At 76.3% G+C, this 24,682-nt stretch carries 11 protein-coding genes; 1 reads left to right on the top strand and 10 read right to left on the bottom strand.

The window, feature by feature from the left end; translation table 11 throughout:
• Nucleotides 1-20: 20 nt before the first annotated feature.
• The 5 genes from OP18_RS03165 to OP18_RS03145 form a co-directional block, all read right to left on the bottom strand.
• Nucleotides 21-338 carry a winged helix-turn-helix domain-containing protein gene (locus OP18_RS03165; RefSeq protein ID WP_033357138.1) on the bottom strand — a complete coding sequence of 106 codons (318 nt, stop codon included), beginning with the start codon at nucleotides 336-338 and terminating at the stop codon, nucleotides 21-23.
• On the bottom strand, nucleotides 335-814 hold the full coding sequence (locus OP18_RS03160; protein ID WP_052386150.1) for a hypothetical protein: 480 nt from the start codon (nucleotides 812-814) through the stop codon (nucleotides 335-337). The genes OP18_RS03165 and OP18_RS03160 overlap by 4 nt, the downstream gene beginning before the upstream one ends.
• A gap of 82 nt (nucleotides 815-896) precedes the next feature.
• Nucleotides 897-3,557, bottom strand: coding sequence for a fibronectin type III domain-containing protein (locus OP18_RS60245; protein ID WP_052386149.1), 2,661 nt, complete (start codon nucleotides 3,555-3,557; stop codon nucleotides 897-899).
• Between the two features lie 20 nt (nucleotides 3,558-3,577).
• Nucleotides 3,578-4,927 carry a DUF4832 domain-containing protein gene (locus tag OP18_RS03150; RefSeq protein WP_033357137.1) on the bottom strand — a complete coding sequence of 450 codons (1,350 nt, stop codon included), beginning with the start codon at nucleotides 4,925-4,927 and terminating at the stop codon, nucleotides 3,578-3,580.
• 263 nt (nucleotides 4,928-5,190) lie between these two features.
• Nucleotides 5,191-8,919: an nSTAND1 domain-containing NTPase gene (locus tag OP18_RS03145; RefSeq protein WP_052386148.1), complete on the bottom strand. Its 3,729-nt coding sequence runs from the start codon at nucleotides 8,917-8,919 to the stop codon at nucleotides 5,191-5,193.
• 204 nt (nucleotides 8,920-9,123) lie between these two features.
• Here OP18_RS03145 and OP18_RS03140 point away from each other — a divergent pair, with 204 nt between their 5' ends.
• A complete protein-coding gene (locus OP18_RS03140) occupies nucleotides 9,124-9,486 on the top strand; it encodes a hypothetical protein (RefSeq protein ID WP_033357136.1) in 363 nt (120 codons plus the stop codon).
• 629 nt (nucleotides 9,487-10,115) lie between these two features.
• Here OP18_RS03140 and OP18_RS03135 read toward each other — a convergent pair.
• The 5 genes from OP18_RS03135 to OP18_RS03115 form a co-directional block, all read right to left on the bottom strand.
• A complete protein-coding gene (locus OP18_RS03135; RefSeq protein WP_033357135.1) occupies nucleotides 10,116-10,904 on the bottom strand; it encodes a hypothetical protein in 789 nt (262 codons plus the stop codon).
• A gap of 96 nt (nucleotides 10,905-11,000) precedes the next feature.
• Nucleotides 11,001-11,270, bottom strand: a complete 270-nt coding sequence (locus OP18_RS03130; protein ID WP_156089259.1) for a hypothetical protein — start codon at nucleotides 11,268-11,270, stop codon at nucleotides 11,001-11,003.
• A gap of 3 nt (nucleotides 11,271-11,273) precedes the next feature.
• Nucleotides 11,274-16,568, bottom strand: a complete 5,295-nt coding sequence (locus tag OP18_RS03125; protein WP_052386147.1) for a non-ribosomal peptide synthetase/MFS transporter — start codon at nucleotides 16,566-16,568, stop codon at nucleotides 11,274-11,276.
• Nucleotides 16,565-19,825 carry a non-ribosomal peptide synthetase gene (locus OP18_RS03120; RefSeq protein WP_052386146.1) on the bottom strand — a complete coding sequence of 1,087 codons (3,261 nt, stop codon included), beginning with the start codon at nucleotides 19,823-19,825 and terminating at the stop codon, nucleotides 16,565-16,567. The genes OP18_RS03125 and OP18_RS03120 overlap by 4 nt, the downstream gene beginning before the upstream one ends.
• 2 nt (nucleotides 19,826-19,827) lie before the next feature.
• On the bottom strand, nucleotides 19,828-24,666 hold the full coding sequence (locus OP18_RS03115; protein ID WP_162189735.1) for a non-ribosomal peptide synthetase: 4,839 nt from the start codon (nucleotides 24,664-24,666) through the stop codon (nucleotides 19,828-19,830).
• Nucleotides 24,667-24,682 lie beyond the last annotated feature (16 nt).

Genomic DNA, 24,682 nt, shown 5'->3' with positions numbered 1-24,682 from the left:
GCTCACCACCCGGGCCGGGGCTACGCCGGGCCGGGGAGGATGGTCTCGCCGGCGCGGGCGACGATCTCCTGGAGCGCGGCGACGTGCTGGCTGAAGGCGCCGCGCCCCGTCGGGGTGAGCCGGACCGTGGTGCGGGGGCGCTTGCCGACGAAGCCCTTGCGCACCTCGACGTAGCCGGCCTCTTCGAGGGTGGTCAGCTGCTTGGACAGCGCCGAGTCGGACAGGTCGACGGTCTCCTTCACGTACCGGAACTCGGCCCAGTCGGTGGCGGCGAGCAGCGACACGATCGCCAGCCGGGTGGGCGCGTGGATGAGCTCGTCGAACCGGGCGGCCGTCACCGCAGCTCCTTCGTGGCGGTGTCGCGCATGATGCGCTGCAGCCGGCGGCCCAGGAGGGGCCCGAACAGCGCCATCGCGACAGCGACGGCGACGTTGGCGACGGTGCCGGGCAGTGGGACGCCGGCGGCGCGCAGGGCGAAGGCGAGGCCGATGCCGAACGCGACGAGCGCGGCGACGAAACCGCCGATGGTGCGGCCGCCTCGGGCGCCGAGCAGGTCGTTGCGCAGCTGGAGCGGCCGTTTGCGGATGACCACGACGATGAGGGTGCCGAGGCCGGCGGCGAAGGCGACGGCACCGGTGGCGACGACCGCGGGGTGGCCGATCTCGACGGCGGCGGTGAAGGCGACGTTGAGCGCGCCGAGGCTGGGCCAGAACCAGCCGGGGAACGGCGGGGTGGTGAACACCTGCGCCTGGTGCAGGCGGACCTGCTCGAGCGCGGCGGCGGCCTCGTTGGGCCTGATCTCTGCGGCGTTCATGGTTTCCTCCCGGACGAGTACTTGCCTACTAGGAAAGTAGCGTGCACTTTCCCGGTAGGCAAGTACTTTCCGGTAGGGCGGGTTACTGGAAGGTGATCGAGTCGATGGTGATGGTGGAGGTGCCGCCGTACCAGAAGCCCATGGCGAGCTGCCCGGGCGCGGTGCGGCTGATCCCGTTGCTGGTCAGCGGGATCCGGATGTCCTGGAAGGACGTGGTGATGACCGGGTGGGCGCCGCCGTCGAGGGTGAGGTCACCGAACACCTTCGTCGTCCCGCCGAGGCTCAGGTTGAAGTGCGCCTGCTCTCCCCCGGCCGCACCCTTCACCCGGACCACCAGGTAGCTGCGGGAACTGAGGTCGGTGTTGACGTCCGAGCCGAACCAGCCACAGTTGCTGTACCGCAGGCTCAACGCCCCACCCGACACCACACCCGACCCGCCACCGTCCAGGAAACAGTTCCCACCGGTCCACTTCCCCAGGTCGTTCAGCGCCGCCGACGGATACGCCGGCGAACCGTCGAAGTCGTCGAGGACCAGACCGGCCGGCGCGGCGGACGTCGTCACCGACACCGCGTTGCTCGCCGGCGAACGGTTCCCCGCCGCGTCCCGCGCCTTCACCGTGTAGCTGTACGCGGTCGACGCGGTCAGACCCGTGTCCGTGTACGAGGTCCCGGTCGGCGCGCCGACCAGCACACCACCGCGGAACACCTCGTAGCCGGTGACGCCGACGTTGTCCGTGGACGGCGACCACGACAACGACACGCTCGTGTTCGTCACCCCGGACGCCGACACCCCACCGGGCGCCGACGGGGCCGTGCAGTCACCGGCGCACCCCGTCGTCGTGGCGGTGACCGCCGCCGACGGACCGGAGACGTTGCCGGCCGCGTCGACCGCCCGCACCGTGTACTGGTACGTCTGCCCGGGCGAGCGACCGGTGTCCGTGAACGACGTCCCCGCCACCGTGCCGACCCGCGCACCGTCACGGAACACCTGATACCCCGTCACCCCGACGTTGTCCGTCGACGGCGACCAGGACAGCGCGACGCTCGTGTTCGTCACCCCGCCGACCGCCAGCCCGGCCGGTACCGACGGCGCGGAACAGTCGCCGGAGCAGGTGCCGGTGGTCGACAGCGGGCCGAGGTCGACCCAGCCGTCGGCGCCCTGGTTGGTGTTCGCGAACGACAGCGGCAGCGCCGGACGCCACTGGTCGATGACCCAGTCGGTGAGGCGGCTCGCGGCGGGCCGGGCCCGCAGCACCTGCGGCGTGACCGCCTCCAGGGGGTTGCGGACCTTCAGGACCAGGCGGTACTGCCCGGCGGGCACCCCGGCGGTGCTCAGCGTCGCGGCGAAGTTCACCGGCCGGCCGTAGTCGAGGTAGGCCGGGCCGGCACCCCAGTCGGGGAACGCCCGGATCTTCAACGGCTGCACCTGCCGCAGGTCCCAGCTGGTGTCCCAGGTCTTGACGACCGTGCCGGCGGCGTCGCGCAGGCCGATGACGGTCGTCCACGGGTAGTAGAACGGCGCGACGCCGGTGTTCTGCATGGTGACGCCGACCTTGAACGTGCCGGCGGCGGTGGCGTTGAAGTTGGCCTGCGGGATGTGCAGGTTGTATCCCATGGCGCGCACGCCCGCGGCGACCTTCGGGTCGCTGGTGCTGTACCCGCCGGCGCCCGTCTGGTTGATCATCCAGGTGATGTGGGTGAGCTCGGTCGCGGCGAGGACGTCGTCGACCTGACCGGAGCCGCCGGGCCAGTTCGCGTACAGGCTGCCCTGGATCTCCGGGCGGGCCTCACCGCCGATCGACTGGGTCACCCACCGGTTCTCGGTGCCGGTGTTGAGCTGCAGCTGCAGGAACGCGTCGTCCCAGCCGTTCATCGACACCGGCAGCGTCATGCCCTTCAGCTGCCCGCCGCGCCACTCCTTGTACGGCCACGAGTCGTCGTGGAAGCCGATGTTCGCCGTCTCCGTCCCGGCGAGGGGGTAGCGGACCTCGAGCTGGATGTTGGCGAACGCGGCGTCGTAGGCGCCGATGATGGTGCGGATGGTGGCGTCGGTCGGCATCAGGTCCGGGTAGCCGTCGGCGGTGTCCCGGTCGTACGGCCACGTGTGCCACTCGCCCCACAGCCCGACGAGGCCGAGGGACATGAACCCGATCCGCGGGTCGGCGGTGCCGCCGGGCCCGGCCCGGTCGTAGCGCTGCGCGAACGCGGTGATGAAGCTGGTGATCGCGGCGATGACGTCGGGGTCGTCGTAGTCGGGGCTGACGGTGCCCCAGAACCCGTTGGTGCGCAGCGCCGCCTTGCCGTTCAGGCACGGCGGGATGCCGTTGCCCGGGTGGGTGCCGCTGCCGCCGGGGTACTCCAGGTAGAAGCGGAACGCGACCTGCCGGCCCCAGACGGCGGCCTCGTCGAGGGCCTTGTCGAAGACGCTCCAGTCGAACACGGCGCAGCTGGCCGGGTCCTGCATGACCTCGTTGAGGGCGAAGTAGCTCCAGACGAGCCCGCCGGGGTACTTCGTGGACAGGTTGTCACCGGGGAACAGGTACGGGGCGAAACCCTTCAGCGGCTGGCCGAGCGGGGCGTCGGCGTAGCCGTACGCGTGGGTGGTGAGGCTGGTGTCGGGGCCTGGCCCGGCGGCCGGGCGCGGTGGCGGGCCGGCCGGGGCCGCGGTGGCGGCGCCGGCGGGCAGCAGGGCGAGGAGCAGGGTCGCCGTGACGGCGGCGACGACGGTACGCAGGGGTGCCATGGGCCGTGTCCCTTCCGGACTCAGACGGTGCCGAGGGTGAGCCAGCCGGCGCCGGTGTCCTGGGCGGTGTTGGCGAACCGCAGCGGGATGCCGCCCCGCAGCGGGTTCGGCACGCGCAGGACGACGCGGTAGCGGCCGGGGCGCAGGCCGCGGGTGTCGATGCGGGCGGACAGGGTGGTGGCGTCCTGGCCGGGCTGGATGCCGGTCAGGGACCACGACGTCGGCCAGCGCCGCACGACCCGGCCGCGGTCGTCGACGGCGGCGAGCTCGGCACGCCAGTCGGCGTAGAACGGTGCGACGCCACGGTTCTCGACGCGGACGCTGACCCGGTCGCGGCCCAGCGCCGCCCCGGTGACGGTCAGCTCGTAGCCCAGGGACCGGGCGCCGGCGACGGCCCGCTGGTACCGGTCGCCGGTGAGCCCGCCACCGGCGAACGCGGCGTGGTTGATCAGCCAGGACGCGTGGGTCTGCGCGACGGACTCCGGGTAGCTCTCGTACTGGGCGCAGCTGACCGGCTCGTCCCACAGGCACGTCTGGATCTCGGGGCGCAGCTCGCCGCCGACCGGCTGGGTGCGCCACTTGTCGGTGACGCCCTCGTCGATGAGCCGCTGCACGAAGTGCCACGACGTCGGCGGCAGCGTCTCGAACGCGAACGAGTCGTCGTGGTACCCGATCCGCAGGGCCCGGTTCTCCTGGCTGGGATACCGGGCGAGCAGGAACGTCCGGTCGAACGCGGCCTCGTAGCGGGCCAGAACGCGGCTGAGCACGTCGGTGCCCGGCATCCAGTTCTCCGGCTGGGTCCAGCCGTCGTACGGCCACGTGTGCCACTCGCCCCAGAACCCGATGAGGCCGAGTGTGATGAACCCGATGCGCGGGTCGCCGTCGTAGCGGCGGCCGAGCGCGGTGATGAACTCCTCCAGGGCCGTGACGAGGCGCGGGTCGCTGTAGTCGGGAGCGACGCTGACCCCGTTGTTGCCGAAGTCCGGGTACGGGCGGGTGAGCAGCCCGGCGTCGAGCAGGTACTGCGGGACGCCGGTCGGTCGGCCCGGGTAGTCCAGGTAGAAGCGGAACACGGCCTGGTGGCCCCGGCCGGCGACGGCGTCGAGCTGCTGCTCGAAGGCGTCCCAGCGGAACTGCCGCGGCCCGGTCATCACGTCGCGCAGCGGCAGGTAGAACCACTCCATGCTGTGCGGGAACGTGTCGTAGTCGCCGGCGAACGGCAGGAAGCCCTTGAGCGGGTTGTCGGCCGGCGCGGCGGTGTAGGTGAGCGGTTTCCACCGCGGTCCGGCGGGGTGCGCCGCGGCGGGTGTGCCGGCGGCGAGGGTCAGCGCAGCCGCCAGGGCGACGGCGAGGCGCAGAGTTCGGCTCATGGACAGTTCCTCGCACTCGGAGGGGTCAGGGAAGCCCAGCCGCAGGTCAGCGGCGGTGACGGTGCCGTGCCGAGGGCGCGCGGAGGCCCGACGCGTCGGTCACCCTCTCGCGGCTCTGGCGGCAGCAATACGCAGAGGTGTTGACGAACTTACGAAGGACTACATCATTATTGGAGACATGGCCGGCTGGCAAGAGGCAACCTGCCGGGATCGTCGCCGACCGATGCGTGCCGCCTCCGCACGGCGGCCGCAGGCCCCCGGGGTCAGCGGGACGGGGTGCCGCAGGTCGGGCGGTACGGCACCGACGGCAGGTGGGCCGCCCACTCCTCGCGGGTGAGGGCCCGCCCGGCGCACAGCCGGGCCCGGGCGGCGGTGACGTCGAAGGACCAGCTGACGAGCCGGCCGTCCTCGGCGCCGGAGACCAGGGTGCCGGCGGCGGTGAAGGCGAGCCCCCGCACGCGCGCCCGGTGGCCGCTGAGCGTGACGAGCGGCCGCCGGGTGGCGACGTCCCACACGACGACGGTGTGGTCGTCGCCGGCGGAGGCGAGCCGGCGGCCGTCCCGGCTGAACGCGAGGACCTGCACCGGCGCGGTGTGCCCGGCGAGGGTGGCCAGTTCCGCGCCGGAGGCGGCGTCCCACAGCTTGACGGTGCGGCTGTCGCCGGCCGTCGCCAGGACGGCGCCGTCGGGGCTGACCGCGATGTCCTGCACCGCGCTCTGGCCGGTGCCGGACCGGCGCAGCTGCTTGCCGGTGCCGACGTCCCAGACGTTGACGTAGCCGCCGGCGCTGGCACCGTACAGGCGGCGGCCGTCGGGGCTGAACGCGAGCGAGGTGACGATGCGGGCGCCGAACCGGGCGGTGATGTCGGCGGGCCGGGCCGGATCCCGCACGTCCCACAGCGACTGGCCGAGCGTGGCCGCGGCGAGCACCGTGCCGGTGGCGTCGAAGGCCACGTCGGTGGAGACGCCCGCGCCGGTCGTGGTCAGCCGGGGCGCCACCGGCTGCCGCCGCTGGACGTCCCAGACGGTGACCGTGTTGGTCCGCGTGACGGCGGCGAGCAGGCGGCCGTCGGGGCTGAACGCGACGGCCTGGACCTCGTCGGGGTGGCCGGCGAGGATGCCGGTGGGGCGGCCCGCGGTGTCCCACAGCCGGACCGTGCCGTCGCTGCCGGCGGAGGCGACAACGGTGCCGTCGGGGCCGGCCTTCACGTCCTTGACCGCGGCGGTGAACCCGCCGAACGGCACGCCGGCGAGGTCGTGCACGACGATGGTGCCGTTGAAGCCGGCGGAGGCCAGGAACGTGCCGTCGGCACTGAGCACGACGGAGACCGTCTCGGTGCGGCCCCGGTCCTGGAACGTCTGCAGCGGCACGCCGCGGCGGTGGTCCCAGACGGTGACGGCGCCGTTCTCGTCGGCCACGGCGATGCGGTCCCCGGCCGGCGCGGACACCGTCCACGCGTAGCGGCCGGCGAGGGGCAGCGCCGGCAGCGGCGCCGGGCGGCGGCCGGTGAGGTCCCACAGGTACACGCCGCGGTCGTCGGCGGAGCCGGCGAGGACGTACCCGGCGGCGCCGAACCCGACGGCGACGACCCGCTCGGCGCCGGGCAGCTCCGCGACGAGGGCGCCGGTGGCCGCGTCCCACACCTTCGGCGCGTCGTGGCCGTCGGCGGAGGCGAGCAGCGTCCCGTCGGCGCTGAACGCCAGCGACGTCACGGGCCTGGCCCGGGCGGCGAGCACGGTGCGGGTGCCGGCCCGCAGGTCGCGCAGCACGATGCCGCCGGTGGTGGTGGTCGTGGCGAGCCGGGTGCCGTCGGCGCTGAACGCGACGGAGGAGCCCGGGTCGGCCTCGTCGAACCGGCTGACCGGCTGCCGGGCCGGCACGTCCCACACGACGACCGTGCCCTTGGCGCCGTCGACGCCGACGGAGGCGAGGCGGGTCCCGTCGCCGTTGAACGCGACGGCCGCGGCCCGGCCGGGGTGCCCGGGCAGGGTGGCGACCCGGGTGCCGCGGACCGGGTCCCACAGCCCGACGGTGCCGTCGCCGGCCGCGGCGGCCAGCAGCGTGTGGTCGGGGTTGAACGCGACGCCGTACACCGACGGCCCGCCGGTGTTGAGCTCGGTGCGCCGGGGCGCCGCCGCCGCGCTGAGCACGCCGCCGCGCGTCTCGACGTCCGGGTGCAGCCGCTCGGCCTCCGCGGCGAGCAGGCCGGCCAGCTCCGGGTCGGTGGGCAGCAGCGACCGGGCCCGCACCGACACCTCCTCCGCGAGGGCCGCCAGCTGCTGCCGCCGGGCGTCCTGCCGTTGCCGGACCGCGATGCCGCCGCCGAGCAGCGCGAGGACCAGCAGGACGGCCATGCCGGCGACGAGCCGCTTGAGCAGCCGCGCCTGGCGGCGGGCACCGAGCTGCTCGGCCTCGGCGAGGGCGTCGCTGGCCCGCAGGTACGCCGACTCCAGGTCGTTGAGCTCGTCGGGGCGGTCCCCGGCGAGCCCGCGGGCGGCGGCGAGCTGCACCCCGCGCAGCAGTGCGCCGGGGTCACGGCGCAGCGACGCCCAGGTCTGCGCGGCGTCGGTGAGCCGCCGGTGGGCGAGCAGCCCGGCCCGGTCGTCGGTGAGCCAGCGGTGCAGCCGGGGCCAGGCCCGGATCAGCGCCTCGTGGGCGACCTCGACCGTGCCGTCGCCGAGCACGACGAGCCGCGCCTCGGCCAGCTCGTCGAGGACCCGGGCGGTGACGGCGGGGTCGGCGACGCCGTCGAGCTCGGCGCGGGCGATCGGGCGGCGGGTGTCCTCCGTGCCGTCGCCGAGCGCGGTGAGCCGCAGGAAGATCCGCCGGGCCGCCTCCTGCCCCGCGGCGTCGAACCCGGCGTGGACCCGTTCGGCGGTCTGCGCGATGGCGCCCCGGACACCGCCGCTGGCGTGGTACGCGGCGAGGGTGAGCGCCGCGCCGTCCCGGCGGTGCCACGTCTCCAGCAGCGCGTGCGAGACCAGCGGCAGCGCGCCGGGCTCGTCGGCGGCGTCGGCGAGCAGCGCGGCGACCAGGTCCGGCTCGACGCCGACACCGGCCAGCGCGGCCGGCCGGGTGACGACCTCCCGCAGCTGCGCGCCGGTCGGCGGCCCGACGAGCAGGTGCGCCTCGTCGGGCAGGGCGTCCAGCAGCGCGGTGTCCTGGCTCAGGTGCGCGAGGAAGTCGGCGCGCACGCCGAGCACGACCGTGGTGCGCCGCCCCTCGCCGAGCGCGGCGTCCAGCAGGGCGGCGACGAACCGGCGGCGCTCGTCCCGGTCGGCGCAGAGGGTGAACACCTCCTCGAACTGGTCGACGACGAGCAGCGCCCGGCTGTCCGGCGGGCCGGCGGCCAACGCGCCGCGCACGGCGATGTCCAGCGTGGCCGGGTCGGCCGCCAGCTCCTCCCGCACGCCCTGCCGGTCGGCTCCGGACAACTTCGTGACCAGGTCGGACAATGCCTCCAGGGGGTGCTCGGTCGGGGTCAGCAGCAGCGTGCGCCACCGGGCCGCCAGCCGCGGGTCGGCGGCGACGGCGCCGAGCAGCCCGGCGCGCAGCAGCGAGGACTTGCCGCTGCCGGACGCGCCGTACACCCCGACCAGCGGCAGCCGCTCCACCTTGTCCAGCAGCCGCTCGACCAGGGCGGAGCGGCCGAAGAACCACTCGGCGTGCTCCGGCTGGAACACGCGCAGCCCCTGGTACGGGCAGCGCTCCTCGGCCGGTCGCGGCGCCGGCGTCTCGGCCGCGGCCGACCACAGCGCCCGCCACTGCGCGGGGTCGCCGCCGCACGCCTCGGCGTACGCGAGGGTCACCTCCAGCGACGGCAGCCGGTCGCCCTTCGCGGCGTCGGCGAGGGTGCTCGCCGAGTAGTGCGCGCGGCGCGCGAGGACCCGGTAGCCGGGGCTCCCGGCGCTCTCCCGCAGCCGGCGCAGCTGCCAGGCCAGCCGCTGCACCGGCCCGGCCTGCGGGTCGACGGGCTTCTCGGGACGGCCCACGCTTCCCCCTCCACGCGTCTGCCGCCCGGTCATCGACCGGGGTCAGGGAAGTATCGCCGCGACCGGCCCGCCGCCGCGCGCCGGGGCCGCCCGCCCGCCGGCACCAGGTTGTCCGGCGTTGTTTGTACGGCACCCGGTGGGCTGTCGGTCAACGCGCCGGCCGTCCAAGGTGGACCCCGGCCGACTACGACGAGGGGAGAACTGATGCGTCGACGGATCGCAGCGACGTGCCTGGCGGCGGTCGCGGCCGCCACGCTGGCGGTGCTGGGTGGCGCGCCGGCCGCGCGCGCCGACCAGGGCTGGATCGGTGCGTGCCATCCGCAGCAATACGGGGGCTGGTGTGACGGCAACGGACCGGACTGGCAGTACCGCGGCTTCGTCAACTGCGCCGCGCAGTCCAGCGGCAACCAGGACTACCACGGCCCGTACCGGTGGGCCGGTGACCGCACCGGCTCGACGGCCAAGTGCACGTTGGGCACCTCGTACCGCTACGGCGGCGTCAAGACCTACTACCGCGGCACGTTGATGTGCACGCACCGGTACAACGCCGTCCCGGTCTGCAGGTAAGGGCTGGCGCGACCTTGTCCCGGCGCACGGCCGGTGGTCCGGCGTGTTTGTCCGGCGGTGTTTGTCCGGCGGTGTTTGTCCGGTGTTGTTTGTCCGGTGTTGTTTGTCCGGCGCCGCCGGGCCTGCCGGACAACCCGGCGGCGGTCCACGCTGGACCCGGGACGGTGACGAAGGGAGTGCCGATGCGTGGACGGACCGCGGACGGGTCCGGTGGGGGCCGTGGACGTCACGCCGGTGGGGGTGGCCGGCACGGCCGCCGGCCACGGCCGGACCGGTGGGTGCCATCCGCAGCACGACGGGGGCTGGTGTGACGGCAACGGACCGGATCGGCACCGCCTTGGGGCCCGCGCCACCTCCGGCTCGACGGCCAGGTCCGCGTCGTGCCACGACCGCGTTCCCCGACCCTCCTCCGGGGGCGCCCCGGGTGGACGCCCGGACCTGACCCACGGCGGTCCCGCCACGGACCGCCGGGCATCCTGGCCGCGCAGGCCGCACAGGGCGAGCGGGCCCGCGCGGACCCGGCCGCGGCGACGCGGCGCGGCGTGCGCCGGCCAGGGCGTCGTGCCGCGGCTGTGCGCGGCGGGACGCCGGTGGTGCGGCCGCCCGGCGACGGGCGGCCGCACCGGATGTCAGATCTGCAGGTTGAAGTACCGGTAGACGGCGTCGTCGGCCTCGATCGCGCCGGCGGGCTGGTCTACGGTGACGGCCTTGCCCCAGTCGGTGAACGCGTAGGTGACCGGCGTCGGGGCGTCGCCGTCGGTGCCGGGGATCTCGAAGGTGAGGCCGGTCAGGCGGCCGTCGCCGTCCAGGGTCGCCTGGAACGGCACGGCCTTGGCCTTGTCGCCGAGGTCCGGCACGTCGGTCGGGTCGAGGTACAGCACCTCACCGCTGACCTTCGACAGGTCCACGGTGCCGGTGAGCCTGCCGTCGGCGGCGCGCTGGGTGGCGGTCAGGGCCGGCACGACCCGCAGGACGCCGGAGGGGTCCTTGACGTCCTGGAAACCCAGGCCGGTGCTGTCCTTGAGCTTGGCCGGGTCGAGGTGCAGCCACTTGCCCTCGAACGCGTCCGGTCCCGGTTCGACCTTGACGTACCAGTCCTTGCCGTCGACCCGGCCCTCGGTCGTGGCCTTCACGCCGAGGATCTCCATCGAGCCGTTGATCAGAACCTTGCCGGCCGCGGGGTCGGCGGATCCGGTGAACGTGAACGCCTCGGCCTTGAGCGAGTAGCCGTGCGGCGTGGTGCCGAAGTGCCTCGCCGCGGCCGCGAGTGCGTCGGCCGGCGACAGCGGCGCCGCGGACGGTGTGGACGGTGCGCCGCTGGCGGCCGTCGTGGTCGTGTCCCCGCCGCCGCAGGCGCCGGTGAGGGTGAGTGTGGCGGTCGCGACGAACGCCGCCGCGAGCATGGTGATGCTGCGCAAGACTGGTACCTCCCCGTGTGACCGGTGCAGCCGCACCGGTGTCGAGGCAGCAGCTTAACCATCCAGTGCCACGTGATGGTGCCCCTGCGCCGGCGGCTACGACGGGGTCGACGCGTCCAGCTTGCGCACCTGCAGCCACATGCCCGTGGCCCGCAGCCGCGCGACGAGGTCCAGCCCGGCGCGCTGGTCGCGGGGCGCCAGCACGAACACGAACTCGACGCCCTCGCCGCGGCCGCCCGGCCACACGACGGTCACGGGCGACCTGGTGAACGTCATGCCGGCCTCGACCAGCGCGCGGTCGACCGCGTCGACCGCGTCACCGAGCGTCGTCAGGTGGTACGCCGCCACACCTTGATAGATCTGCACGCCTCATTGTGGACCGGTGCCGCGCCCGGCGGTGCGGTCCGTGCCATGGTCGAGGAGGTCCTGCAGCTCGTCGAGGGTGTCGGGGATCTCCGCGCCGGCCGCCATGTCGGGCAGGTCGTCCTCCATGCGGTGCAGCGGCCGGTACGCCAGGCCGAGCGCGCCCCACACGACCAGCAGCACCCCGCACGCGAGCAGGATGAGGGCGGTGCCCCGGTCGGCGCCGGTGCCCACCACCCGGCCGAGCGTGCCGGCGAGCGCCCCGCCGGGAGCCAGCAGCGGCGCGGCGGCGCCGGTGAGCAGCGGCGCGGTGAGGAACGCGGCCGGGGTCATGGCGACCGCGAGCATCTGGTTGGTGGCCAGGACCCGCCCCTGCAGGTCGAGGCCGACCTTGACCTGGATGATGGCGAGCCAGTGCGCGTTGAGGATGCTCAGCGACGCGTACCAGATGAGGCTGCCGGCGGCGGCGACCGCCGTCGACGGGCGCAGGCCGACGAGGGCCGCGCCGAGGCCGACGCCGATGACGAAGCCGACCATGCCGGTGGCGCGGCGCTCGGCGCCGCCCCACAGGACCATGGCGAGCGCGCCGAGGCCCGCGCCGACGCCGCTGCACGTGGTGACGACGCTGACCGCGGTGGTGCCGCCGAACGCGTACACGGTGGGGACGGTGACCGCGAGGGCGAGCATGGCCAGGTAGTTCTCCACCACGAAGAACCCGATCATGATCATGAGGGGGCGGCGGCGGGTGAGGAACCGCCAGCCGCCGGCGATGGCGCGGACGAACGTCTCCTCCTGGCGGCGGAACAGCCGGTCGGGCAGGCGCACCAGCAGCAGGGCGCCGACCCCGGCGAGCAGCGACGCGACGTCGACGGCGACGACCCACGGCATGCCGAGCGCGGTGATGAGGGCGCCGCCGGCGAGGGGCGCGACCAGCATGCCGATGCCCGGCCCGAGGTTCGCCAGCGCGTTGGCCTGCCCCAGGTACGGCTTGGGCACCAGCTGCGCGACCGCGGCCAGGTACGCGGGCCGGTGGAACGCGGTGACCGCGGACAGCAGCCCGGCCAGCAGCCCGACGCTCCAGATCTCCAGGCGGCCGGCGGCCAGCAGCCCGACCACGACGGACATGACGGCGGCGCCGGCGCCGTTGCAGGCCAGCATGATGCGGCGCCGGTCGAACCGGTCCGCGACCGCGCCGCCGAGCGGCAGCAGCACGATGGCGGGCAGCAGCGCGAGCATGGTGACCAGGGCGTAGTCGGCGACCCGGCCGTGCTGCTGGTACGCCCACACCCCCAGCGCGAACGAGCTGAGCGCCGCGCCGATGAGCGACGCGGTCTGCCCGGCCGCCATGAGGTAGAACTCGCGCAGGTCGCGGCGGGCCCGGCCGCCGGTGACCGCGGTGCGCACCGGTGCCGGCGGCCGCCCGGCGCGCCACTGCGTGACCGCGCCGGCGATCTGCTCGGCGGCCGCGGCGGCCTGGTGCTTGAGGAAGTAGTGCCCGGCGCGGGGCAGCACGGCGAGCGCGACCCGGTCGGCGAACGCGCCCCATTCGGCGTACCGCTCCTCGTACAGCTGCGTGGAGCGGTCCCGGGCACCGATGAGGCACAGCACCGGTGCCCGCAGCCGGCGCCGGCCGGTGCCGGTCAGCTCCCGGGTGAACCAGCTCTGCGCCTCGTCGACGTCGTGGCGCAGCCCGCGCAGGATCACGCCCGTGTCGAGTTCGGCGTCGTCGTCGAGGCCGCCGAGGGTGCGCAGGAAGTCCCGGTACGCCCGGTCCGACGTCCACCAGGTGGCCGGGACCCGCCGGTGCAGCCAGGCGGTGACCCGGCCGGGCAGCCGGGCGGCGGGGAAGCTGCCGCCGACCACGAGCCCGGCGACGTCCCGCCCGCCGGCCTCCAGCCGCAGCGCCAGCTCGGTCGCGGCGGCGGAGCCGACGCAGTGGCCGTACACCAGGACGGGACCGGGCGGCAGGTCGGCCACCACCCGGTCGACGAGCTCGTCCATCGGCAGCGCGGCCTCGTCGGGGCGGGCCGGGTCGTGCCCGGGCAGCTCGACGGCGAGCACCGCCGCGCCCGGCAGCCGCTGCGCCAGCTCGGTGGCGAGGGGCCCGTACGCGGCGGCCGAACCCCCGCCGTACGGCACGCAGACGACGGTGAGGGTGGCGCCGGCGGCCGGGCCGGCGAGGCGGTGCAGCAGGCCGGTGCCGCCGGTGCCGCCGTCGAGGTGGGCGGCGAGCTCCCGGACGGTGGGGTGGGTGAACAGGTCGATGACGCGCAGCTGCGGGTCGATGGCGCGCACGGCGCGCACCGCCTTGAACGAGTCGCCGCCGAGGGCGAAGAAGTCGTCGTCGGCGCCGACGTCGGCGCCGTCGAGGACCTGCGACCAGGCCGCGGCGACCCGCGCCTCGGTCGGGGTGCGCGGCGCGACGCGGGTGGCGGCGGCGGGCGGCTCCGGTGCGGGCAGCGCGGCCCGGTCGACCTTGCCGTTGGCGGTGAGCGGCAGCCGGTCCAGGGCGACGAACGCCGACGGGACCATGTAGTCGGGCAGCCGGTCGCGCAGCGCGGCCCGGATCCGGCCGGGGTCGGCGCTCGCGGGCGTCACCCACGCGGCGAGCCGGCGCGTGTGCGCCTCGCCGACCGGCAGGACGACGGCGTCCTGCACGCCGCCGGCGGCGCGGACCGCGGCGGCGACCTCGTTGAGCTCGACCCGGAACCCGCGGATCTTCACCTGGTCGTCGACGCGGCCGAGGATGTGCACGAGGCCGTGCGCGTCGACGCGGACCCGGTCGCCGGAGCGGTAGTGGCCGCCGGTGAACCGGGCGTCGGGGCCGTGCAGGTAGCCGCGGGCGACGCTGGGCCCGCCGATGCGCAGCTCCCCCGGCACGCCGGCCGGCACGGGCCGCCCGGCGTGGTCGGTGACCCGGCAGGTGACGCCGGCGAAGGGCCGGCCGATGGGGACGGTGCCGTGCCGGCGCTCCGCGGGGACCTCGCGCACGTCGCAGCCGAGGACGGACACGGTGGTCTCGGTCGGGCCGTAGTGGACCTGGACCTCCAGGTCGGGCCGGGCCCGCTCGACGCGCTCGACGAGCTGCCACGGGCAGGGCTCGCCGGCCAGCACGAGCAGCCGGCGGGGCAGCAGCGCGGCGAGGTCGCCGTGCGCGGCGAGCAGCTGCAGGTGGCTGGGGACGAGCTTCATCGCGTCGACCGGGTGCGCGGCGAGGTACGCGGCGAACGCGGCCGGGTCGGTGGCGGTCTCCCGGTCCACCAGGTGCGCGACGCCGCCGGTGGTCAGCGCCCCGAACAGGTTGGTCATGCCGAGGTCGGCGGCGTGCGTGGACACCAGCGCGAACGAGCCGTGCCGCCCGATGCGCCCGGCCACGGCGTGCAGGTAGTGGGTGATCTGCCGGTGCTCGACGGCGACGCCCTTCGGCCGGCCGGTCGAGCCGGACGTGAAGATCACGTACGCGAGGTGGTCCATCGGCACCGGCACGGCCGGCGCGGGCGGGCCCGTGACGTCCGCGACGACCACCGCCTCGCGGCCGGGGACCCGGTGCGCGAACGCCGCCTCGGTGAGCACGAACCGGACCCCGGCGGCGTCGAGGATCTCCGCGACCCGCCCGTCGGGGTACCCGGGGTCGACGGGCAGGTACGCGGCCCCGGCCCGCAGCGCGCCGAGCATCGCCACGGGCAGGGCGGTGCCGCGTTCGGTGAGCACCGCGACCGGCTCCTGCGGCCGGACCCCCGCGGCCAGCAGCCGGCCCGCGACGGCGGCGGCCCGCCGGTCGAGCTCGGCGTAGCTGAGCCGGCCGTCGGCGGCGACGACGGCGGTCGCGGCCGGGGTCGTCGCCGCGTGCCGCGAGATCAGCTCGTGCAGCGGCCGGTCCAGCTCGAAGCGGGCCGGCGGGCCGTCCGGCCCGGCCGGCGTGCCGGGCTCCAGCGGCAGCTCGCCGACCGGCCGGTCCGGCGCGGCGACGAGGCCGGCGAGCAGGGTCAGGAACCAGCCGGCGAGGCGCCGGGCGGTGGCGTCGTCGAACAGGTCGGTGCGGTACACCAGGCTGCCCTCGTACCCGCCGCCGGCCCGGGACAGCCCGAGGTTCAGGTCGTACTTGGTGGTGCGCACCGGCAGGTCCACGGCGTGCGCGTCGACGTGCGGCAGCCGCAGCGGCGCGGCCGGCTGCTCCAGGACGTTGAGCAGCACCTGGAAGACCGGGGTGGTGGCGAGGTTGCGGTCGGGCTGCAGGCGCTCCACGATCCGCTCGAACGGGGTCTCGGCGTGGGCGAGGGCGTCGATCGCGGTCTCCCGGGCGCGGGCGAGCAGCTGCCGGCCGGTGGGGTCGCCGGCGCAGTCGGTGCGCAGCACCAGGGTGCCGATGAAGCAGCCGATCATCCCCTCGACGTCGGGGTGGTGCCGGCCGGCGGCGGGCACGCCGACGGCGACGTCGCCGGTGCCGCACACCCGGGCCAGCAGTGCCTGCCAGGCGGTGAGCAGCACCATGAACGGGGTGGCGCCGCACGCGGCGGCGAGCTCGCCGACCTGCCCGGCGAGGCCGGCGGGGACGGTCACCGGCACCTGCCCGGCGGCGGCGCCCGCGACGGCGGGCCGGGGCCGGTCGGTCGGCAGGTCCAGCACCGGCGCGAGCCCCGACAGCCGCCGCACCCACCAGTCGAGGTCCACTGTGGACGTCTCGCGGTGGGTCTGCCAGCGGGCGTAGTCGGCGTACTGCAGCGCGGGCGCGGCCGGTGCCGGCCGGCCCTCGACGCGGGCGGCGTACAGCTGCGCGATCCCGGTCAGGGCCAGGTCCACCGACCACGCGTCGAACGCGATGTGGTGCACGACGAGCAGCAGCACGTGCTCGTCCGGCCCCGACCGGGCGATGAGCGCGCGCAGCGGCGGCTCCTCGGCGAGCCGGAACGCCCGCCGCCGGAACGCCTCCAGGTCCCCGCCGGTCTCGACGGGCACGTCGTCCGCGCCGCCCAGCACCGCGGTCGGCACGCCGCCGCGGTCCACGAACCGGGTACGCAGCACGTGGTGCCGCTCGGCGAGGTCGCGGACGGCACCGGCCAGCGCCGGCACGTCGAGCGGGCCGGTGAGCCGGACGGTGGCGGTCACGTGGTACGCGGCGCTGTCCGGCTCCAGCTGGTGCATGAACCACAGCCGGGCCTGCGCCGGGGACAGCGGTGCCGGCTCGCCTGGGTCGCCGGCGGGGATCGTGGTGGCGGTGGTGGCGGCGGCGGTACGGGCGGCGCGGCGCGCCCCGGCGAGGCGCTGCTGCAGCAGTGACCGCTGGTTGTCGGTGACCGTCACGCCTGCGTCACCTCGGCGAGCAGCAGCGACTCGAGCGCGGCGGCGAAGCCGGCGAGGACCGGCTGCTCGAACAGCAGCCGCACCGGCACCGGGAAGTCCAGCGCGTCGCGGAGCCGGCCGACGACGAGGGTCGCCGACAGCGAGTGCCCGCCGAGGGCGAAGAAGTTGTCGTGCACCGACAGGTCGTCGCGGCGCAGCACGGCGCCCCACACCTCGGCGACCAGCTGCTCGGCCTCGCTGGCGGGCGCGACCCGCGGCCGCTGCTGTTCGCCGGGGTCGGGCAGGGCGGTGCGGTCGACCTTGCCGGAGCCGTTGACCGGCAGCGCCGGCAGCGTCATCCACCGCCGCGGCACCATGTGGTCGGGCAGCGTGGCCCGCAGCAGCGTCTCCAGCCGCGCCGGGTCGGGGGTGTGCCCGGGGACGGTCACCACGTACCCGACGAGGTGCGCGTCGCCGGAGCGGTCGGCGACGACGACGACGGCCTCGGCGACGCCGGGCGCGGCCCGCAGCCGCACCTCGATCTCGCCGAGCTCGATGCGGTGCCCGCGGACCTTCACCTGGTGGTCGCGGCGGCCGAGGAAGTCCAGCAGGCCGTCGCCGCGCCAGCGCGCGAGGTCGCCGGTGCGGTAGCAGCGCGCACCGGGCCGGTGCGGGTCGGCGACGAACGCGGCCTCGGTCAGGTCGGGCCGCCCGCGGTAGCCGCGGGCGACGCCGGCGCCGCCGATCCACAGCTCCCCGACGGTGCCGGGCAGGGCGAGGCGGCCGGCCGCGTCCATCACGTACACCGACTCGCCGGGCATCGGCGTGCCGATCGGCACGGTGTCGCCGACGGGCTCGGTGACCCGGTACATGGTGGAGGTGACCGCGGTCTCGGTGGGGCCGTAGCCGTTCCAGAACTCGCCGAGCCGGGTGGTCAGCTCACGGGCGAGGGCGGGGTCGACGGTCTCGCCGATGGCGACGGCCCGCACGGCGGGGGCCTGCCAGCCGGCGGCGACGAGCATCCGGAACGTGGTCGGGGTCGCGGTCATCACGGTCACGCCCGCGTCGGCGATGCGCCGCGCGACGAGGTGCCCGTCGACGGCGACGGCCCGGTCGAGCAGGACGAGCCGCAGCCCGTGGCCGAGGGCGACCCACAGCTCGAGGCCGGCCACGTCGAAGGAGAGCGCGGTGAGGCCGAGCATCACGTCGTCGGGGGCCACCGGCATCAGCGCGCACTGCCCGGCGACGAACGCGGCGAGGCTGCCGTGGCTGAGCTCGACACCCTTGGGGCGACCGGTCGAGCCGCTGGTGTAGAGGATGTACGCGAGGTCGGCGGGTCCGACGGCCGGCGCCGCGCCGGGCGCCGCGGTGAGGGCCGCCGCCAGGTCCACGACGGCGGCGCCGGTGCCCTCGGTGATCCGCCGCGCCACGTCCAGGGTCTCGGCGGCGGCGAGGACGACCCCCGCGCCGGAGTCGCCGAGCTGGTAGCGCAGCCGGTCGACGGGGTGGTCGGGTTCGAGCGGCACGTACGCGGATCCGGCCTGCCACACGCCGACCAGGGCGGCGGGCAGGCGCCGGTCGCGGGGCAGGCAGATCCCGACGGGGGTGCCGGGTCCGGCGCCGTGCGCGCGGACGGCGGCGGCGACGCGGGCCGCGGCCGCGGCCAGCTCCCCGTAGGTGAGGGTGCCGTCGCGGGCGTCGACGGCGACCGCGCCGGGGCGGGCGGCGGCCTGGGCGGCGACGGCGTCGAGGATCGTCGCGGGGGCGCCGGCGGGCAGGGCCGGGCCGGTGCCGAGGTCGAGCAGCGCGGCGCGGCCGGCGTCGCCGAGCAGGTCGAGCCGGGACAGCGGCCGGTCCGGCTCGCCGAGCATCCCGTCGAGCAGGGCCAGCAGCCACCCGGCCCACCGGTGCACGGTCCCGCGGTCGAAGAGGTCCCGGCGGTAGCTGATGAAGCCGTCGTACCCGCCGTCGCGGCCGGTCAGCGACAGGCTCACGTCGAACTTGTTGGAGTCCAACGGCGATTCGAGGCGTTCGGCGCGCACGCCGGGCAGGACCGGGTCGCGCTGCGGGGTCTCCAGCAGGAACAGCATCGACTGGAAGATCGGGGTGGTGGCGGTGGAGCGTTGCGGCGCGACGGCCTCCACGACCTGCTCGAACGGCGCGGCGGCGTGCGTGAACGCCTCCAGGGTGGTCTCCCGGACCCGCTCCAGCAGCTGCCGGCCGGTCGGGTCGCCGGACAGGTCGGTGCGCAGCACCAGGGTGTTGATGCAGCAGCCGACGACCTGTTCGGTGGCGCGGTGGTGCCGGCCGGACTCCGGGACGCCGACGGCGACGTCGTCGCTGCCGCAGAGCCGGCCGAGCAGCGCCTGCCAGGCGGCGAGCAGCACCATGAACGGGGTGGCGCCGCCGTCGCCGGCGGCCTGCCGGATCCGGGCGGCGAGCGCCGGGGGCACGTGCACGGGTTCGTAGCCGCCGGCCCAGTCGGCGACGGCCGGGTACGGGCGGTCGGTGGGCAGGGCGAGCGCCGGGGCGAGCCCGGCGAGCCGGTCGACCCAGTACGCGACGTGCTCGCCGGTGGACTCCGCCGCGCGGGACGCCTGCCATTCGGTGATGTCGGCGTACTGCAGGCGCGGCGGCGCGGGCGGGGCGCCGTGCCCGGTGCGGGCGGCGTAGAGGGCGCCGAGCTCGTCGAGCATCAGGTCCTGGGACCAGGCGTCGGTGGCGATGTGGTGCACGGTCAGCGCCAGCACGTGGTGCTCGGCGGCGAGGCGGAACAGGGTCGCCCGCATCGGCGGCTCACGGTCCAGCTGGAACGGGCGGCTCACCTCGGCGCGCAGCGCGGCGGCGAGTCCGGACCCGTCGATTTCCACAATGGACAGACCGACGCGGTCGGCGGGGCCGGCGACGGCGACCGGGGGTGAGCCGTCCGGTAAGCCGGATCCCGGTGCGGGCGTGACGATGACGCTGCGCAGCACCTCGTGCCGGGCGGCGACGTCGCGCAGCGCGGCGAGCAGCGCCCCGGCGTCGAGGGCGCCGGTCAGGCGCAGCACGGCGGGCACGTGGTAGATGGACGTGTCCGCCTCGAACTGGGCGTTGAACCACAGCCGGCGCTGCGCGGGTGACAGCGGCTGCGGCGCGTCCGGGTCGGCGCGGCGCGGGATGTCCGCGCCGGTGGCGGCGGCGGCGCGGGCCGCGGCGACCCGCCGCTGCATGAGCTCCCGCAGGGTGTCGCGGGTCGGTGCGGTGTCCTCGTGGGTGTGCTGGTCTGACAAGGTCATAGTCAAATCCCCGGATGGTTGTGGCCGGGTGTGGCCACGATGTCGTCCATGACAAGGCGCTCCAGGCGCTCGGCGAAGTCGGCGAGCACCGGGTGGTCGAACAGCAGCCGGACCGGCACCGGGCAGCCGAGCGTGTCGCGCAGCCGCCCGGCGACCCTGGTCGCGGCGAGGGAGTGGCCACCGAGGCCGAAGAAGCTGTCCCCGGCGCCGATCGCGTCCGTGGCGAGGACCTGCCCCCACACGTCGGCGACCAGCTCCTCCATCACCGACGCCACCGGCCGGTGCGGCGTGCCCGGTCCGCCGGTCCCGTCGCCCTGGCCCGGTTCGGGCAGCGCGGCCAGGTCGACCTTGCCGCTGGGCAGGGTCGGCAGCGCGTCGAGCACCACCCAGCGGTGCGGGACCAGGTACTCGGGGAGGCGGCCGCGCAGGTATTCGGCGGCGGCCGTCCCCGTGGCCGTGCCGGCGAGGTAGCCGACGAGGTGCGCCTCGGCGCCGTGCCCGCGCGCGGTGACGACGGCGTGCGTGACCCCGGGGTGCTCGCGCAGCGCCGCCTCGATCTCGCCGAGCTCGACCCGGTACCCGCGGATCTTCAGCTGGTGGTCGCGGCGGCCGCGGAACAGCAGCTCCCCGTCGGGGCGGCGGCGGACCAGGTCACCGGTGCGGTAGCAGCGGCCGCCGGGCACCGCCGGGTCCGGCACGAACGCGGCCGCGGTCAGCTCCGCCCGCCGGTGGTAGCCGAGGGCCGGGCCGGCGCCGCCGATCCACAGCTCGCCGGTGACGTCCGGCGGCGCGAGCCGGCCGAGGGGGTCCATGACGTAGAGCCGCTCCCCCGGCAGCGGGTGCCCGATCGGCACGGTGCCGTCCAGGTCGTCGGCGTCCGTCACCTGGTACGCCGAGGACAGCACGGTCGCCTCGGTGGGGCCGTACACGTTCCACAGCTGCTCGACCCGGGGCAGCAGGTCGCGGGCGAGGGCCGCGTCCAGGGCCTCGCCGCCCGGCCACACCCGCAGGTGGGGGGTGCCGGTCCAGCCGGAGGCCAGCAGCGTGCGCAGCATCGTCGGCGGCACGTTCATCGCGGTGATCCGGTGCGCCGCGATGCGCTCGGCGAGCCGGAACCCGTCCACGGCGCTGTCGCGGCCGACGACGACGCAGCAGGCGCCGGCGGCCAGGGACGTCCAGATCTCCGCGCAGGAGGTGTCGAAGCTGAGGGTGGCGACGGCGAGCATCCGGTCGCCGGGGGCGAGGCCGGGCTCCAGGCGCAGCGCCTCGGTGAGCGCGGCGAGGCCGGCCTGCGCGACCGCGACGCCCTTCGGGGTGCCGGTCGACCCGGACGTGTACAGCAGGTACGCGAGGTCCCGCGGCGCGGCGGGCGGCAGCGCCGGCGCCCGGTCCGCGGCCGGCGCGCGGTCGAGGTCGACGGCGTGGGTGCCGGCGACGGCCGCCGCCGCGGCGGCCGTGCCGGTGCGGCACAGCACGGTGCGGACCCCGCCGTCGGCGGCGAGCCAGCCGAGCCGCTCCGCCGGCTGGTCCGGCTCCAGCGGCAGGGACGCGGCGCCGGCCCGCCACACGCCGAGCAGCGTCGCCGGCAGCCGGTGGTCGCGGGGCAGGCACACGCCGACGACCTCGCCGCGGCGGGTGCCGCGGTCCACCAGGACCGCGGCGACCTCGGCGGACGCGTCCCACAGCTGCCGGTAGGTCAGCCGCCCGTCCGCCCCGGCCACGGCGGTGTCGCCGGGGCGCTGCCGCACCTGCCGCTCGACCGCCTCGACGACGGTGGCGGGGGCGCCGGCCGGCAGCGGCGGACCGGCGGCCAGGCGCAGCAGCCGCGCCTCCTCGGCCGCGGTGACCAGCGGGACCGCCGACAGCGGCCGGTCCGGGCCGGCGGCGACCCCGGCGAGCACGTGCAGCAGCCGGTCGGCGAACGCCGCCGCCCACGCCCGGTCGGTCAGGTCGAGGTCGTACTCCAGCTGCAGCTCGGTGCCGGCGGCGGTCTCGTTGACGAAGACGGTGAGCGGGTTCTGCGCCCCGCCGCAGCTCAGCTCGCCCAGCAGGTCGAGGCGCAGCGGGCCGCGGCGCACCGTCACCGGCAGGTCCGGCGGCTGCGCGGACAGCACCACCGGGGTGGGCATGGCGCCGCGCGGCTGGGTGCCGACCGCGTCGAACAGGTCCGCGGTGGACGGCCGTGGCCGGTCCAGGGCCCGCGCGGTGGCGGCCGCGGCGGCGGCGATCGTGTCGCGGACGGTGGCGGCGGCGTCCAGGCGCAGCCGGACCGGCAGCACGTCGACGAGGGGCCCGATCACCCGGTCGAGCTCGGGTCCGGCGCGGCGGGCGACGACGGTGCCGACGAGGACGTCGTCGCGGCAGGTGTACCCGGCGAGCACCAGCCCCAGCGCGGTCAGCCAGCCGGCGAACGGTGCGGCGCCGCCGGCCGCGCACGCCGCGGCCAGGGCGGTGCCGAGCGCCGGGGGCACCGGGCGGGTGAGCCGCTCGCCGCGGAACCCGCCGGCGCCGGTGAACAGCCCGTCGGGCGGCGACGCGCCGTCCAGCTCGGCGCGCCACGCCTGCCCGGCCGGCGGGGCGGGGGCGAGCGCGAGGTCACCGACCTGCAGCGGCGGCGGGGCGACGGACCCGGGCGCGGTCAGCTCCTCGGCCAGCTCGGTGAGCAGCGCCCCGGTGGACCAGCCGTCGAACGCGACGTGGTCGGCGACGAGCACCAGGTCCGACACGTCGCCGGGGTGCCGCACGACGTCGGCCCGCAGCAGCGGTACGGCCGCCGCCAGGTCGAACGCGTGCCGGGCCGCCGCGGCGGCGAGCGCGCCGGCCCGGGCGTCGCGGTCGGCGGCCGGCAGGTCGCGCAGGTCGTGCTCGGTGACCGGGACGTCGGTGCCGGCGCCGACGACCGCGACCGGTTCGCCGTCGCGCTCCACGATCCGGCTGCGCAGCACCTCGTGCCGGGCCACGACCGCGGCCAGGGCCCGGCGCAGGTCGCCGGGGTCGACGGGGCCGGTGAGCCGCACCCGGAACGCCACGGTCGTCACCGCCGGCACCGGGCTGACCTGCCGCAGCGTCCACAGCTCCCGCTGGGTCGGGGTCAGCGGGTACTCGGTGCGCCCCTCGTGCCGGACCGGGGTGGCGCCGGCCGTGCCGCCCTCGCCGCCCTCGCCGCGCCGCTGGACGAGGGCGGCGAGGGCGGCGACGGTCGGCTCGGCGAGGAAGTCGGCGAGGGCGACGGTGGTGCCGTGCCCGCGGCCGGCGAGGGCGCAGACCCGGGCCGCGGCGAGGGAGTGCCCGCCGAGGTCCGGGAAGCGGTCGTGCACGCCGACCTCGGCGATGCCGAGCACCCCGCCGACGATCCCGGCCAGGTCCGCCTCCACCGGTGTGCGGGGCGCGACGTAGCCGGTCGCCGTCTCCCGCCGCGCCGGCAGCTGCGGCAGGGCGGCCCGGTCGACCTTGCCGTTGGGGCTCAGCGGCAGCCGGTCCACGACGGCGAGCCGGGTCGGCACCAGGTGCTCCGGGACCCGGCGGCGCAGCCACGCGCGCAGCGCCCGCTCGTCGGGGCCGCTCGCCTCCACGTGCCCCGCCAGGTACGCGACCCCGTCCGGGTCGCGGGCGGGCAGCACGCACGCCCGGCGGACGTCCGGGTGCCGTACCAGCACCGCCTCGACCTCACCGGGCTCCACCCGGTAACCGCGGATCTTCACCTGGTCGTCGCCGCGGCCCGCGAAGTGCAGCACCCCGGCGCGGCGGCGGACCAGGTCACCGGAGCGGTAGACCCGGCCGCCGTCCTCGTCGGTGGTGAACGCGGGCGACGCCTGGCCGAGGTAGCCGCGGGCGACGACGGGCCCGCCGATCCACAGCTCGCCCAGCTCACCGTCGGCGACGGGGACGCCGGCGGCGTCCCGCACGGTCATGACCGCGCCGGCGGCGGGGCGCCCGATCGGCGGCTCGCCGTCGTCGTCCCGGCCGATCTCGGCGACCGCGCAGGTGGTGGTGCACTCGGTGGGCCCGTACAGGTTCAGGACCCGCCGCACGCCCGGGTTCGCGTAGATCCGCTCGACGAGCGCCCTGGTCAGCGGCTCGCCGCCGGCGAACACGGCCCGCACGCCCGCCGGCAGCGGCTCGCGCAGCAGCGCGGCGAGGGCGGACGGGACGCCGTACACGGTGCGGACCTCGTCGCGGGCCGGCAGCGTGGGCAGCGCCAGGAGGTTCTCGGCGAGGATCACGGTGCCGCCGGTGACCAGGGGCAGGAACAGCTGGCTGACCGACGGGTCGAAGCTGATCGACGCGGTGGCGAGCATGCCGCCGAGCTCCTCGGCGGTGTACGCCCGCGCCTCCCAGCGCAGCAGGTTCATGGTGTTGCGGTGCTCGACGACGACGCCCTTGGGGCGGCCGGTGGAGCCGGAGGTGTAGATGACGTACGCGGCGTCCCGCCCGCCGCCCGGCGTGTCCAAGGGGGTGGCGTCGTCGTCCGGCTCGTCGACCCGCACGGCCGGGCCGGTGACCGCGCGGGCGGTGTGGCCGGTGACGGCGGTCAGCGCCGTCGCGGCGTCGGCGGCGATGTAGGCGAGGCGCTCCGCCGGGTACGCCGGGTCCATCGGCACGTACGCCGCGCCGGTCTTCAGCACGCCCAGCAGCGCCGGCACCAGGTGCTCGTCGCGGCCCAGGCACACCCCGACGAGCGTGCCGGGCCCGGCACCGGCCCGCCGCAGCCGCCGCGCGATCCGGTTCGCCCAGGCATCGAGCTGCGCGTATGAGGTGCGGACCTGTCCCGCGATCACCGCCACCCGGTCCGGGGTGCTTCGTGCCTGCTCCTCGAACGCGACATGGACACGATGAGACACGCGCAGTCCTCCCCCG

This window comes from Dactylosporangium aurantiacum, assembly GCF_000716715.1.
GTDB lineage: Bacteria > Actinomycetota > Actinomycetes > Mycobacteriales > Micromonosporaceae > Dactylosporangium > Dactylosporangium aurantiacum.
Note: the sequence above shows the minus strand (reverse complement) of the source record. Positions and strands in the feature narration are given on the sequence as shown.

Coding starts and splice junctions, on each gene's coding strand:
- OP18_RS03160 (WP_052386150.1), bottom strand. CDS start 814: ATGAACGCCGCAGAGATCAGGCCCAACGAGGCCGCCGCCGCGCTCGAG.
- OP18_RS60245 (WP_052386149.1), bottom strand. CDS start 3,557: ATGGCACCCCTGCGTACCGTCGTCGCCGCCGTCACGGCGACCCTGCTC.
- OP18_RS03150 (WP_033357137.1), bottom strand. CDS start 4,927: ATGAGCCGAACTCTGCGCCTCGCCGTCGCCCTGGCGGCTGCGCTGACC.
- OP18_RS03140 (WP_033357136.1), top strand. CDS start 9,124: ATGCGTCGACGGATCGCAGCGACGTGCCTGGCGGCGGTCGCGGCCGCC.
- OP18_RS03120 (WP_052386146.1), bottom strand. CDS start 19,825: ATGACCTTGTCAGACCAGCACACCCACGAGGACACCGCACCGACCCGC.